A 14,402-nucleotide genomic window follows, 5' to 3' on the forward strand; every position below is an offset into this window, starting at 1 on the left:
GTGACCGAGACCGTTGGCCAGGCGCTTGATGTCGACGCGCTACGACGCAAGTACGCCGAAGAACGCGCGCGCCGTATTCGCGCGGACGGCATCGATCAATACGTCGAGATGGCCGGCGCATTCGCCCGATACGCCCAAGACCCGTGGGCGGACGGAAACCTGGTCCGCGAGCCGCTCACCGACGAGGTGGACGTCGCCGTCGTCGGCGCCGGATTCGGCGGCCTGTTGACCGGGGCGCGGTTACGACAGCTCGGCGTTCGAAGCGTGCGGCTGATCGACCGGGCGGCCGACGTCGGCGGCACCTGGTATTGGAACCGCTATCCGGGAATCGCTTGTGATGTCGAGTCGTATGTGTACATGCCGCTGCTCGAGGAGCTGGGCTACACCCCCACCGAGAAGTACGCGAAGGGGCCGGAGATCTTTGCGCATTGCCGGCGCATCGCCGAGCACTTCGACCTGTACCGCGACGCCTGCCTGCAAACCGAGGTGCGGGAAATCCGTTGGGATTCAGCCGAATCTCGCTGGATCATCCGCACCGACCGCGGCGACGAAATGCGCGCCAGGTTTGTCTCGATGGCCAACGGCTATCAGGCCAAACCGAAGTTGCCGGGCATCGAAGGACTCGGTGCTTTCGGCGGGCATGCGTTTCACACCAGCCGCTGGGACTACGCGTACACCGGTGCGGAGCTGGAGAATCTGATCGACAAGCGCGTCGGCATCATCGGAACGGGCGCCACGGCGATCCAGTGTGTACCGCACCTCGCCGCTGCCGCCCAGCGGCTCTACGTCTTCCAGCGCACCCCGTCGTCGGTGGACGTTCGGGCCAATTGCGCCACGGACCCGCAGTGGGCCAACGCTTTACAGCCCGGCTGGCAGCGCGAGCGGATACAGAACTTCCAGATCCTCACCGCCGGAGGCCACGCCGACCAGGACCTGGTCGCCGATGCCTGGACGAGCATCACCCGCAAGCTACCGGTCATGCGTCAGAATCCCGACGGCCTCGCCGATCCCGGACAGCGGGGCCGCGACATCGAGCTGGCCGACTTAGCGAAGATGGACGAGATCCGGGCGCGCGTCGCCGCGATCGTCTCCGATCCCGCCACCGCCGAGGCGCTCCAACCGTGGTACGGATACTTCTGCAAACGGCCCTGCTTCCACGACGAGTATCTGCCGACGTTCAACCGGGACAACGTCACCCTGGTCGACACCCGCGGCCTCGGGGTGCAGCGCATCACCGACACCGGTGTGGTGGTCGACGACGTGGCCTACGAACTCGACTGCCTCATCTTCGCAACGGGATTCGAGGTGGGCACCGACTACTGTCGCCGCACCGGATTCGCGCTGATCGGCCGCGACGGTGTGTCGCTCACCGAACACTGGAACGACGGCGTGCGCACCCTTCACGGCCTGTGTACGACCCGGTTCCCGAACTGCTTCATCGAAAGCATCGCCCAGGCCGGGCTGACGGTGAACTTCCCCTACCTGCTCGACGTTCAGGCCGGCCACGTTGCGTGGATCATCGCGACCGCACTCGCCGAAGGCATCACCGAAATCGAGGCCGCACCGGCCGCCGAAGCCGCCTGGGTCGACACGGTCGTCGCCCGGTCGGTCGCGAGTGCCGAGCGCGCCAAGACGTGCACGCCCGGCTACTACAACCGGGAAGGCAAGGCCGACAGAAAAACTCGGCAGGGCAGCTTCTTCTTCGGCGCACCGACCGAGTACGCCGACATCCTGCAGCAGTGGCGCGCCGACGGCAACCTGGACGGCCTGCTGGTCCGTCGCGCCGGAGACGGACCGTGACGAGTCGAAAAGCGCGAGCGCTCTACGCCATTGGGCGGATGCGAGCGGCGACCCGGCGGCGCCGCGGACCGAAGGTGGCCATCATCGGCGCCGGCTTCGGCGGGCTCGGCGCGGCCGTCGCGCTGCGCCGCGCGGGCATCGACGACCTGGTGATCATCGAGGGCAGCGACGGCGTCGGCGGCACCTGGCGGCGCAACACCTACCCCGGCGCCGCCTGCGATATTCAGAGCCACCTGTACTCGTTTTCCTTCGCCCCCAACGCATCCTGGAGCCGCACCTACGCGCGCCAGCCGGAAATACTGGCCTACCTCGAGTCGGTGGCCGACGACTTCGATCTGCGCCGCCATCTGCTGCTCGACACCACGGTGCGCTCGGTCCGTTGGGACCCGCACGCCGCAGCGTGGCATTGCGAGCTGAGCCGCGACGGGCAGCCGTCCACCCTGACCGCCGACGTCGTCGTGTGTGCGGTTGGCCTGTTCGGTTCGCCCAAGCTTCCTGACATCGACGGCGTGAGCGAGTTCGCCGGCCCGGTGCTGCACACCGCGCGTTGGGATCACGACCTCGATCTGGCCGGCCGCAACGTCGCGGTGATCGGCACCGGCGCAAGCGGGGTGCAGCTCGTGCCCGAGCTGGCGAAGTCCGCCGGGCGCGTCATGGTCTTCCAACGCACGCCGCCGTGGATGGTGCCCAAGGACGACCGCCCATATAGCGCAACCGAATTGGCCCGTTTCCAGCGAAGCGTCCTGGCGTTGCGCCACACCCGCTGGCAGATCTGGAAGTTCCAGCACGACAACACCGCGACCTTCGCCGACGACCCCGTGGTGACGGCGCGCACGCGAATCGCGACGTCGTTCCTGGAGCGCACCGTCGACGACGAGGAGCTGCGCCGGGCGTTGACACCGGACTATCCGTTCCGCTGTAAACGGGTGCTGCTGGGTGACGACTATTACCGAGCACTGCAGCGCGACAACGTCGAACTGATCACCGACCCCATCGCACGCATCGGCCGGACGTCGGTGACCACCGCATCGGGCGCCGAAGTCGACATCGATGCGATCGTGCTGGCCACCGGCTTCGAGACGTCTCGCTATCTGTCGGGGATCGACGTCGTCGGCGCCGGTGGACGCCGGCTACACGAGCACTGGGGCGACGACCCGTCCGCCTACCTGGGGGTCGCGGTCAGCGGATTCCCCAATTTCTTCATGCTCTACGGCCCTAACACCAACCAGGGCGGCAACTCCATCGTCTACATCCTCGAGGCCGGCGCGCGACTGGTCGCCAGCGCGGTGAGCCGACTGGCACGCCGTGGCGGATACCTCGACGTGCGGCCCGAGGCCGAAAAGCGCTACAACGACGCACTTTCCGGCGACCTGGAGCGCACCATCTGGACGCAGTGCGACAGCTACTTCCGCTCACCGTCCGGCCGAATCGTCACGCAATGGCCGTATACCGAGCTGGAGTACGCGCGCCGGACCTGGCGGCTCAGGGCACGAGAGTGGATACACGGCGGGACGCGTGATGGTGCGGGACTGACAAAGGCCGGCATCGGCGCGCGGCAATAGCCAACCGGAGTCCACGCGCGTGCTCGCGCCGGCCAAACACACTGAGCGTATTTATCTTCAGAGTGATTTTCACGGCTGTCGACGGCTGGCCAGATCGTTAACATTCTTAAGAATGTCCGGTCCCAGACGGGGCCGTCTGGCAGATCAGCAGGAGCGGTGAGCGGAGGTGTGGCCGGCGTGGTGAAACTGCTGCCGCCCGGCGCGGCCCGCCCGTCGCTTCGCCTGCCCTGGCTCAGCATCCTGGGCGTCCTCGCCATCGTCGTCGCCACGGCCGCGATCGTGCTGAAAAACCTACCGACGGGTGGCTCCGACGAAATCCTCAACGTCTCCTACGACCCGACGCGCGAATTGTATTCGGCGCTGGACAAGGAATTCGTTGCCGAATACCACGCGCAGAGCGGAAACACGCTGCGCATCAAGGAGTCTCACGGCGGCTCTGGACGCCAGCTCCGCAGCGTGCTGGATGGCAGTCAAAAAGCCAGCGTCGTGTCGCTGGCCCTGATCAGCGACATCGACACACTCAGCAAGCGGGGTCTGATCGCCGGCAACTGGCAACAGCGGCTGCCCAACGCCGCGGTGCCCTACACCTCGACGATCGTCTTCGTCGTCCGCAAGGGCAACCCCAAGGGAATTCGCGATTGGCCCGACCTCATCAATCCCGACGTGGCCGTGGTGTCGCCCAACCCGCGGACTTCGGGCAACGGTCAGCTGAGCGTGTTGGCGGCCTGGGGCGCGGTCACAACCCGCGGCGGCAGCCCGGCGCAGGCGTCCGCCTACGTGAAGTCGTTGCTGCAGCACGTCGTGGTTTCCGACGCCGGAGCTCGCAGCGCCGGAGATAGTTTCGCCCTGGCCAAGATTGGCGATGTCCAGCTGACTTGGGAGAACGAGGCGCTGCGCGAGGTCGCCGCGAACAAGGACGAACTGGAGCTCGTGTATCCGCCGGTCAGCATCCTCGCCCAGCCCGCCGTCGCCTGGGTCGACGCGAACGTGACCGACCCCCGGGCGGCCGCCCACGCGAAGGCCTACCTCGACTATTTGTTCACCGACGCCGCCCAGGAGCTGGTGGCGAAATTCGGGTACCGGCCGTACAAGCCGGCGATCTTGGCCAAGCACGCCCTCCGGCTGCGGCCCCTGTCGTTGTTCCCGATCAGTGCGATCGCCAAAAGCTGGAGCGACGCCCGGGAACAGTTCTTCGGCACCAACGGAATCCTGGACACGATCTCGGCGCCGAACGCGGCGTCGGGCGCTTAGCGGAAAGACTCGGAAACGTGGGTGTGCGTGTGAATTACGACCTGGTGAAGGGCCGGCATGATGTGATCGCCGGCCTGACCGTCGCCGCCATCTCGTTTCCCCAGGCGATGGCCTATGCCCTGATCGCCGGGGTGGATCCGAGATTCGGCGTCTACTCGGCGATCGTCGTGACCATCGTCGCGTCGATCTTCGGGTCGTCCTCACACCTGATCAACGGGCCTACCAGCGCCATCTCGCTGTTGGTGTTCACCGCGCTGGCCTTCATCGACTCCGAGAACGCCAAGGAACTCTTCGAGGCGCTCTTCCTGCTGGCCGTGCTCGTCGGCGCATTCCAGATCGTGATCAGCCTGTTCAAGCTCGGCAACCTCACCCGCTACATTTCCGAATCGGTCATCATCGGCTTCATGGCGGCCGCGGCCTTCCTGCTCGCCATCGGACAGCTGGGCAACGCCCTGGGCGTCCGTGACAAGGGCAACGGCCACATGCAGGTACTCCGGCGCGTCTGGCTCACCCTGACCCACGGCGATCACATCAATTACCGCGCACTGACATTGAGTGTCACCGCGGTGATCCTGGCCGTCGTGCTGCGCAAGCTGGTCCAGCGGTACGGATGGCCGCAGGTCGACATGCTCGCGGTGCTCGTCATCACGGCGCTCATCGCCTACCTCGCCGGCTGGTCGACCCCGGGCCGGGGCGGGCACACCGCGGTGTCGGTGGCCGCCAAGATCCCGCGCAGCCTGCCCGGCCCGCATGTGCCCGAGGTGCACACGGAGTGGCTGCCGCATCTGTCCACGGGTGCACTCGCCATCGCCTTCGTCGGCATCATCGAGGCGCTGTCGATCGCCAAAGCCATTGCCTACCAAACACAACAGAAGATCGACTACAACCGCCAGATCATGGCCGAAGGCCTGGCGAACCTGACCGGGGGCTTCTTCCAGAGCCTGCCCGGGTCGGGCTCACTGTCGAGGTCGGCGATCAACTTCCAGTCCGGCGCCGTAACGCGGTTCTCCGGGATCGTCTCGGCCGCAACGGTCGCCGCGGCCTTGCTGCTGTTCGCCCCGCTGCTGCGTTACGTTCCGCAGCCCGCGCTGGCGGGGCTCTTGCTCGTCACGGCGGCGCGCCTGGTCGATTTCAAGCGCCTGATCTACACCCTGAAGGCGTCCCGCTATGACGCCGGGCTGGTGCTCGTCACGGCCTGCACGGGTATCGCCGTCGACCTCGACAAGTCGGTCCTGCTCGGGGTGGTCCTATCGATCCTGCTGTTCGTGCCGCGGGCGGCCAAGCTGAAATCCAAGGAACTCGTCGTCACACCCGAACGTGTAGTGCGCGAACGTATTCCGGGCGACGCCGCGGACCCCTCGATCGCCATCTACGATCTCGAAGGTGAGCTGTTCTTCGGGGCCGCACCGGAATTGGACCGTTACCTGACGGCGATCAACCATCGCATCGCCGAACAAGATCTCGCTTTCGTGGTGCTGCGCCTCAAACGGGTGCGCCACCCGGACGTGGTCTGCATCGAGCGCATCGAGCACTTCCTGCGCGAGGTGACCGAGCGGGGTGTCACGGTCCTGCTCGCCGGGGTGCGCCCCGACACGCTCGGCGTCCTGAACAATGTCGGCTTCCGGAATTGGTTTCCCGCCGAGCAGGTCTTCCCCGAGGAGGACGAGGAGTTCTCGGCCACCCTCAAGGCGGTGCGCTACGCCCACAACCGCCTGGCCGACCTCAAAGTGAAGGAGCCGTTCACCGGCACGCCCGAACTCGCCCCGCACTCCGAGTTGTACTACCTCGTCTAACCCGCGGCCGACACCCTGGCGCGTTCGGTCATCGAGGCGATCACGCCGCCGTCGCTGAGAATGTCCGTGCCGGTGAGATATCCGGCCTTCGCGCTGGCGCAGAAGGCGAGCAGCTCGGCCATCTCTTCCGGCTTGCCCCACCGCGGGACGGCGGCGTTGGCCACCATGGCGCCCGCGCCGGCCTGCTCCTCGAGCCGGCCCATCTCGGTGTCGATGGACCCCGGCGACACCGAGACGATGCGCAAGCCGCGGGTGTTGAAGCGCTCGGCCTGCGACTGGCTGTACCACTTGACGAAGCTCTTGCTGATGGCGTAGGCGAGGCCGGATCGCGCGTCCTCGGGAGCGATGCCGCACGCCGCCAGCATGGCGTCCATGAAGGCCGATGTGTCGCTCAGTGCTTGCGGAAACTGTTCTGCCGGAATGACTTCGGCGGGTAGAATGTGCGCGGCCATCGATGCCACGTTGACGATCACCGCGCCCTCGTCGGCGCCCGCGAAGAACTCCTCGTTGACGTTGACGGTGCCGACGGCGTTGGTCCGAATGACGTAGTCGGCGGCGCCCATGCTCGGGCTGACCCCGGCGGTGTGGATGACGGAGACAACGGACCCTAGGCCGGTCGCGGCGGCGAGCAGGTCCGCGACGGCGCGCCGGTCGGTGACGTCGCAGTCGACGGTAGTCGCGGCGATCCCGAGGTCTTGCAGGGTCGTGGCCGCGGCCGCCAACCGGTCCTGCCTGACGTCGCAGAGCACCACGGTGTGGTCGCGACCGACGATTTTCGCCGTGGCCAGACCCATGCCGCCCGCCCCGCCTGTGATCACCGACACTCGATTCATACCTGGGACCGTATACGCAGTGTGTTTTCGGGCGCGGGCGGGTGACCGTGCAGCGGCAGCTACCGCGGGTGGGCTGAATCTCCAGGTTCGTGATGTGGGTGACCGCTGTGCCGAATGGCCGTCCCGAAGAACGGCGCCCGGAGAGTGGCGACCACGTGGCGGCGGTTGACGACCAGCCCGACGACGGCCACCGCGACGTAGACGGCGCAGAGCAGCAGCCGCCCCTGTGTCGAGAAGATCGGGAACTGGACGACGAAGAGCCCGAGCAGTGCGCAAGCGGCGAACCGGTGGAACCGCAGCGCCAGGATCAGCGCCACCCCCATCATCGTTTGGGTGGCGGTCAGCAGCACCTCCTCCACCTGGCGGGAATCCAATTGCAGGGAGACCCCGCCCCCGCCCAGCAGGTGGGCGAGCGGCAGTGACCCGATCAGCAGGGTCCACTGGTTGACCTTGGAGGACAGCAGCGTGGCGATGGCGGCCGTGCCCTTGCCCCGGGCGGCGAAGATGGTCGCGATGATGAACTCCGGTGCCTCGGAGGCCAGCGGGGCCAGCCACTGCACCAGCAGGAAGCGGTTGATGCCGAGTTGGGCGCCGGCGGCGACCAGGTTGTCGGCGAACGGCTTGGCGCACAGCAGGATCACCGCGCCCGAAACCAAGAACAGGCCGATTACGGTGACGCGCCGCCGGCCGTCGGGCAGGTCGCCCAACGCGGCGGCGGTGCCGATCAGGTCGGGCTCTTCGACCTCGCCGTGGCTGATCTTGTAGAGGTAGAACCCGAACCAGGCCAGCAACGCCAGCCCCAGCCCGAGATGGATCTGGCCACTCGCCGGGATCGCGAACGCGAGGACGCCGGCGATCGACAGAAATCCGAGTTCGACCCGGTTTGCTGGCTCCAGCGTCAGACCGGTGGGCTTCGCCGACCCGGTCTTGCGCGCGACCATGATGCCCACCAGCACCACGACGGGCCAACCCAGGCCCATCAGCAACCGATTGGATCCGGTCATGTTGGCGGCGGCGTATTGCGTGTAATCCGCGTTGTGGCCGGACACGTAGGCGTAGTACAGGTCGACGGCGTATTCGGGCAGCACCGCGATCAGGGCGAGCAGCGCCGTCGCCAGCCCGCCGGAGACATCGATTTGCGCCGCCTCGGCCGCCCAGGCCAGCAAGAAGCTGGCCGCCACCACTGCCGCTCCGAAGATCAGCAGGGCGAGCACCGCGCCGGTGTGCAGTCCGGCGATGCGGACGACCACGGCTGGGACGACGAACGCGCCGGTGATCAACCCCGAGCGGGTCAGGGTGCGGCGGCGCCAGCGCGTCGTCGACACGGTCGCTGCGGGCCTGTCTATGGCGAGCATCGTCATCCTTCGCGCTGCTGATCGGTGGTTAGTTCGGCTCGATGCCGTGGCGATCCGGTTACCCAAAGTACGCGCGGCCTACACGCTCAGCAACGCAGCGGGTCGGCCGTGAGAACAGTGCGTGCAAGCCCATATTTGCTGCACAGGGGACTGGGAAAGCAAGAGTTAGGCTGCCCTGATTTCGAACTTTGGCAAACCTCGCTGCCATCTAGTAGGACGCGCAGCGAACCATCGCGGTTCCGCCGTTTCGCCCTAGGCGTCCGGTCCCATGGCAGCGGCGGCGGCCTGGGCGAACAGCTCAACGGCCTGATTGCGGCTCAGCGATGCCAGCAACTGCGCTGCGGCGCGCATGGTGTCGCCCACCATCAGGGTGGGGCCGTTGCCGAGGTTCTCGAAGGCCTCGGCGATGACGTCAGGCACGGCCGCCGCGTCCGGCGGGACCTCGTCGGGGGAGCCGATCAGGCCGCGGCTGTATTCGAGTTCGCGCAACGCCGGTGTGTTGGTCTTGCCCAGGATGAGGCCCAGGACGTCGACGCCCTTGTCGTGCAATTCGGCCCACAGCGCCTCGGCGAAGACCATGTCGAACGCCTTCGAGGCGCCGTAGGCGACCATGTTCGGTCCGCCGGCCAGCCCGGCGCCCGACCCGAAGATGACGATGCCGCCGCTGCCTCGCTCCACCATCGCGGGCGCGAAGTGATGGCACAACTGCATGGGCACCATGCAGTTGCGTCGCACCATCGCCTCGACGGCTTCGATCGGATTGGCAAGGAACGGTGCGAAATTCGGGTCGGCTCCGGCGCAGTACACCAGCATGCCGATCTCCAGGTCACCGGTTGCCGCGGCCACCGCCGCGGCGGCACCGGGCTGCGCGAGATCAATTGTGACAGTGCGGGTTTGCATCGGCGTCTTGGCCTCGATGTCGGCCGCGACGCGGTCGAGCACGGCTTGCCTGCGGGCCAGCAGAACCACGTTGACGCCGCGCTCGGCGAGGCCTTCGGCGAACGCCGCGCCCACGCCATCCGAGGCGCCGGCCACCAGTGCCCATGGCCCGTATTTCGTCGCGAAAGTCATCTACTCGCCCCCGACCGTGGCGATACGAACCTGGGTGTAGCGCCGGCGGGCGATGCGCCAGCCCGTCGGCGTGCGCACCAGGTCATCGTCATAGAAACCGATCGCATTGACGCCAGAGTTGTTGTCGCTAGCCATGATCAAGCCGTCGATATAGGTGCGTGCCGTGGCCTTGTCGCCGTCGAGCGTGATGGCCTGGTTGGTCAGGCGATGCAACGTGTGCCCCGCCAGGGCGTGCACCTGCTCCATGAAGTCGGCGACGGCGTCGACGCCATTCCAGGTGCCGATCTCGCCGTAGTCCAGTCGGCAGTCGTCGGTGAAGACGGTGCGAAACAGCGGCCAGTCGCGCCGGTCGATCCCGGTGGCATAGCGCACCAGCAGTTCGGAGATGTCTTGCCGGTCATCGCGTTCGCTCACGTGACGTCTCCATTCGGACGGACGACGATCCGGGGCGGGCCGTCGGACCTGCGGGCCTGATCGAGGGCATCGGGCACCTCGTCGAGGCCGATGATCTTGCCGACGCTCGGCAGCGGATCCAGTCGGCCCGCGACGATGGCGTCGAGCGTGCCGTACCAGTCCTGGGGGTGCGGACCGCCGCCGAACTGAATGGTCACACCCTGGCGGGTGGCGGTGGTGATGTCGAGGGTGTCGCCGGTGTACCAGCCGCCCGCGCAGTAGATGCGGGTGCCCAGTTCGGCGGATTCGACCAACTCCTGGATCAGTCCGGACACGCCCACGCATTCGAATACGACTGCCGGCCCGGGCAATCCGCGCTGCGCGCGCACCTCGTTGAACGCGTCGAACGGGGACTTCTCGCCCGGGTCGACCAGCACGTGCGCGCCGAACCGGTCTCGGGCTAGTTCGCGCCGGTCGGCGTGAAAGTCGGCGACGACGATGGGCTCGATGCCGCGGCCGGCCAGCGCCGCGACGGCCGAGAGCCCGATCGCTCCCGCACCGATGACGATGGGAATCTCGCCGTGGTTCAGTTGCGCCGAGCGCACGTAGAACTCGCCGACCGCGAACGCGTCGGTCAATGCGACGGCATCGTTGGACACGTCGCCGGGGACCGGCTTGGCCGCCACTTCCGAAACCACCAGCAGCTCAGCGAAACTGCCTTGGGCTTCGGGATGCTGACCGATGATGCGCATTCCGCCGGCGCCGCCGTCGACCAGGCGCACCGGCATGGCCGTCACGCGCGTACCGACGGCGAACTGGTCGGTGCAGCCGGGCCCGTGTCCGACGACCTCGCCGACGAATTCGTGGCCGAGCACGATGTCGCGCTCGGTGTCGTACAGCGAGCGGCCGGTCGGGTCGTCGATGGCGAGCTCGGGATGATCCATGAAATGCACGTCGGACACGCAGATCGCGGTGCTCAACGTGCGCAGCAACAGCTCACCCGGCCCGGGCTTCGGGTCCGGTATCGCACGGACCTGCAACCGGCCGTCTCGCAATACCACAGCGCGCAATGAACTAGCTTTCTCGGATAATCGATATAAGATCTCGAATGTTCGTACAACTGTAAAAACGGAGTGGTAGAGGAGTCAAGCAATTCGCGGTTCGACGTCAGCGCCGACCGCCCGCGTGCTCGATGTCGTCGAGCTGCTGGCGCGGTCCGGAAATTCGCGGCTGCGCTTCTCCGACGTCGTGCGCGAGCTGGATCTCACCCAGGCGACCGCGCACGCGATCCTGAAAACGTTGTGCGACCGCGGATGGGCGAGCCGCGATCCGATCGCGAAGACGTTCGCGCTCGGTCCCGCACTCGCCGTGGTGGCCGCCCGCACGGACACCGCCCGCCCGCTCGCGCATGCGGCGCGGTCCGCGGCGCTGCGGCTGTCCCGCGAGGTCGACTACGCCTGTTCGGTGGTCGAAAAGTTCGGTGATTCCCTGGTGGTCACCGCCTTCGAGGGCGAGCCGGCCACGCAGCCGTCGGGGATACCGGGTGACCGCATTCCGTACGCGCCGCCGTTCGGGGTGGCCATGGCGGCCTGGGACACCGAGGAGGAGCAACGCGCGTGGGTCCGGCGGGGCGCGGGCGACAACGCCGACCGCACTCAGCGCCTGGAGCAGGTGTTGGCGCACACCCGGGATCGAGGGTTCGACGTCGACTGGACGACTCCGGCGCTCGCGCAGGCGGTGCAGGTGGTCGGCACGCTGGACAGCAGCGAAATGCCGACCCCGGTGCGGCACATCATGGATCAGCTGCTGGTCGAGTTCACCACCATCGGATTTCTGTCCGATGACAACCCGGGCCGGCGCAAGCAGCCCGTGGTGACCATCGCCGCGCCGGTTTTCGACGACCGGGCCCGCGTCGCCCTGATGGTGGCCGTGCACCCGCTGTGCGCGCTGACCGCGCGACAGATCCGCGACATCGGCAAACACCTGACCGACGAGACCGCCGCCCTCAGCGGGTCGCGGCCACAGACCGATACCGCCGTGTAGCGCATCACACACAGGAACGGGGGCGTGCGTCGGGGTAGCCTCGCCTGGGAGGCGAAAAGTGGTGGCACATAACTACGTTGTGGACGAGTTGGCCGATTTCGTCGTCGGCGCGCGGCAGGGGGATCTGAGCGGGCGGCCGCGCGAACTGTTGAAACGCAATGTCCTGGACAGCATCGCGTGCGCCGTGGGCTCGCTGGACGGCGAGCTCGTCCCGACGATCCGCGACCACACCGCAGCGTTCGGTGGCGCCCCGACGGCCACGCTGGTCGGCGGGGGGCGAGCATCGGTGGACCAGGCCGCCTTCTTCAACGCGGTGCTGGTGCGTTACCCCGATCTGCTCGACACCTACCTCACCGTCGGCGGGCTCTGCCACCCCGCCGACAACCTCGGCGCCTTGCTGGCCGTGGCCGAGCACACCGGCGCCAGCGGAGCCGACTTCCTGCTGGCGCTCGCGGTCGCCTATGAGATCCAATGCCGTTTCAGCGCACAGGTTCCCGTGATGGCGCGCGGCCTCAACCACGCGCTGCAGCTGGCGATGTCGGTCGCGGCGGGCAGCGCGAAGCTGCTGGGGCTGAGCGCCGGACAGACCGCGAACGCCATCGCGGCCGCGGCGGCCGACAACGTTTCGCTGGCGACGGTCCATGCCGAACCGGTGTCAAACTGGAAGGGCATCTCGCCTGCCAGCACCGGCATGCGCGCCGTGTACACGACGATGCTCGCCGCGCGCGGGATCACCGGACCCAGGTCGCTGTTCGAAGGCCCGCACGGATTGGTGCAGTTGTTCGATCAGCCCATCGATCTCCACCCGGCCGACCGCGGCCTCACCTGTGTCGAGCAGACCTACCTGAAGCAGTACTGCTCGCTCATCCACGGCCAGGTCGTCATCGACGCGGTCCTGGCCGTTCGCAGCGAAAACGGTTTGCGCGGTGCGGATGTCGACCGGGTGGTCCTCGAGGTCTTTCAGGGGGCGTACGACTTCGCCGGTGGGGGCGCGTATGGCGACAAGCAACACCCGATCACCAAGGAGCAGGCAGACTACAACCTCAAGTACCTGACCGCGGCCGCGCTGCTCGACGGGGGAGTCGGCCCCGAACAGCTTGAGAATAGCCGGGTTTCGCGGGCTGACGTCCAAGACCTGTTGTCGCGGGTGCGGGTCGAGGCGGCCGACGACCTGACCGCCGACTATCCGCAACGCACCGCGGCGCGGGTGCACGTGATTACCAGCGACGGGCGAGAGTTCAGCCGCGAGCAGTCGGATTACGAGGGATCGCCCACCCGCCCGATGTCCTGGGAACGCGTCGTGGACAAGTTCGCCTGGCTCGCCGAACCCTTCTGCGACGAGTCGCTGCGCGATGACATCGTCGCCGCCGTCGCGCGTCTCGACGAGATCGGAATCGCCGAACTCACCGGACTCCTCGGGTCGGTGCCTCCCACCGCCCGGTGCGCTCGCAGCAAGCCGCGTTTCTGACGTCCGCGCGCCCCCTTGCGTGGCCGACCGTCGGCCATGAATGATCCGGCCATGGGCAAAGAACACCGCCACAATCGGTGGGAGCTGGTCACCTGCGCCGTGGCTGGGCACGCCACCTATGCACCGGACGAGAAGTCGCTGGCCGACCGGTTGAGCGGCAGCACCGGACTGGGCGAAGTGTGGCGCTGCCTGCGGTGCGGCGAATTCACCGTGGGCGAACCGCACGGCCGCGGCCGCGCCGAAGACGCGCCGATGATCATGCGCGGCAAGGCCTTACGCCAGGCCATCATCATCCGTGCCTTGGCGGTGGAACGCTTGTTGCGGGCGGTGGTGATCGGATTAGCCGCTTACGCGGTGTGGAAGTTCCGCGGGGCGCGCGGCGCCATCCAGGCCACCCTCGATCGCGACCTGCCGATCTTCCGCGCCGCCGGATTCAAGGTCGATCAGATGACCATCGTGCACGAACTGGAGAAGGCGCTGGCCGCCAAGCCGTCCACCCTGGCCCTGCTGACCCTGGCGCTGGTGGGATACGCGCTGATCGAGGTCGTCGAGGGGGTCGGCCTCTGGCTGCTGAAGCGGTGGGGCGAATACTTCGCGGTGATAGCCACCTCGGTCTTCTTGCCGCTCGAGATCCACGACCTGGCCAAGGGCATCACCATGACCCGGGCGGTGACCTTCGCCATCAACGTCGCCGCGGTGATCTACCTGCTGGTCTCGAAACGGCTGTTCGGGCTGCGGGGCGGGCGCAAGGCCTACGACGAGGAACGGCGCGGCGAGCAACTGCTCGACGTCGAGAAGGCCGCCGCGGCGAACTGACCCCGCACCCGGCAGGC

At 67.4% G+C, this 14,402-nt stretch carries 12 protein-coding genes; 7 read left to right on the forward strand and 5 right to left on the reverse strand.

The annotated features are described in order from the left end of the window. The 4 genes from AC5Y30_RS07850 (at position 1) to AC5Y30_RS07865 (ending at position 6,406) form a co-directional block, all read left to right on the forward strand. Positions 1-1,800, forward strand: coding sequence for a flavin-containing monooxygenase (locus tag AC5Y30_RS07850; RefSeq protein WP_499917503.1), 1,800 nt, complete (start codon positions 1-3; stop codon positions 1,798-1,800). A 38-nt stretch (positions 1,801-1,838) separates the two neighbouring features. Then, positions 1,839-3,362 carry a flavin-containing monooxygenase gene (locus AC5Y30_RS07855; RefSeq protein WP_499917681.1) on the forward strand — a complete coding sequence of 508 codons (1,524 nt, stop codon included), beginning with the start codon at positions 1,839-1,841 and terminating at the stop codon, positions 3,360-3,362. A gap of 177 nt (positions 3,363-3,539) precedes the next feature. After that, the gene (locus tag AC5Y30_RS07860) at positions 3,540-4,613 is read left to right on the forward strand and encodes a sulfate ABC transporter substrate-binding protein (RefSeq protein ID WP_499917682.1); all 1,074 of its coding nucleotides are present in this window, start codon (positions 3,540-3,542) and stop codon (positions 4,611-4,613) included. Between the two features lie 17 nt (positions 4,614-4,630). After that, positions 4,631-6,406, forward strand: a complete 1,776-nt coding sequence (locus AC5Y30_RS07865) for a SulP family inorganic anion transporter (RefSeq protein WP_499917504.1) — start codon at positions 4,631-4,633, stop codon at positions 6,404-6,406. On the opposite strand, the gene AC5Y30_RS07870 is transcribed toward AC5Y30_RS07865, so the two are convergent. The 5 genes from AC5Y30_RS07870 to AC5Y30_RS07890 all read right to left on the reverse strand — a co-directional run bounded on the left by AC5Y30_RS07870 (position 6,403) and on the right by AC5Y30_RS07890 (position 11,119). Continuing rightward, positions 6,403-7,239, reverse strand: coding sequence for an SDR family oxidoreductase (locus tag AC5Y30_RS07870; protein WP_499917505.1), 837 nt, complete (start codon positions 7,237-7,239; stop codon positions 6,403-6,405). The genes AC5Y30_RS07865 and AC5Y30_RS07870 overlap by 4 nt on opposite strands. 59 nt (positions 7,240-7,298) lie before the next feature. Next, entirely contained in the window at positions 7,299-8,600 is a 1,302-nt protein-coding gene (locus AC5Y30_RS07875) for a sodium/calcium exchanger protein (RefSeq protein ID WP_499917506.1), read from the reverse strand. Positions 8,601-8,846: 246 nt separating this feature from the next. Further along, positions 8,847-9,665, reverse strand: coding sequence for an SDR family NAD(P)-dependent oxidoreductase (locus AC5Y30_RS07880; RefSeq protein WP_499917507.1), 819 nt, complete (start codon positions 9,663-9,665; stop codon positions 8,847-8,849). After that, positions 9,666-10,079, reverse strand: coding sequence for a nuclear transport factor 2 family protein (locus AC5Y30_RS07885; protein ID WP_499917508.1), 414 nt, complete (start codon positions 10,077-10,079; stop codon positions 9,666-9,668). After that, on the reverse strand, positions 10,076-11,119 hold the full coding sequence (locus AC5Y30_RS07890) for a zinc-binding dehydrogenase (protein ID WP_499917509.1): 1,044 nt from the start codon (positions 11,117-11,119) through the stop codon (positions 10,076-10,078). The genes AC5Y30_RS07885 and AC5Y30_RS07890 overlap by 4 nt, the downstream gene beginning before the upstream one ends. Positions 11,120-11,243: 124 nt before the next feature. Here AC5Y30_RS07890 and AC5Y30_RS07895 point away from each other — a divergent pair, with 124 nt between their 5' ends. From AC5Y30_RS07895 to AC5Y30_RS07905, 3 genes are all read left to right on the forward strand, one after another. Further along, complete coding sequence (locus AC5Y30_RS07895; RefSeq protein ID WP_499917510.1) at positions 11,244-12,101, forward strand: helix-turn-helix domain-containing protein; 858 nt, start codon at positions 11,244-11,246, stop codon at positions 12,099-12,101. A 79-nt stretch (positions 12,102-12,180) separates the two neighbouring features. Further along, positions 12,181-13,569 carry an MmgE/PrpD family protein gene (locus tag AC5Y30_RS07900; RefSeq protein WP_499917683.1) on the forward strand — a complete coding sequence of 463 codons (1,389 nt, stop codon included), beginning with the start codon at positions 12,181-12,183 and terminating at the stop codon, positions 13,567-13,569. Positions 13,570-13,620: 51 nt separating this feature from the next. Continuing rightward, on the forward strand, positions 13,621-14,385 hold the full coding sequence (locus AC5Y30_RS07905; RefSeq protein WP_499917511.1) for a DUF2127 domain-containing protein: 765 nt from the start codon (positions 13,621-13,623) through the stop codon (positions 14,383-14,385). Positions 14,386-14,402: the final 17 nt, after the last annotated feature.

The sequence above is a fragment of the Mycobacterium sp. NGS27 genome (assembly GCF_059813005.1).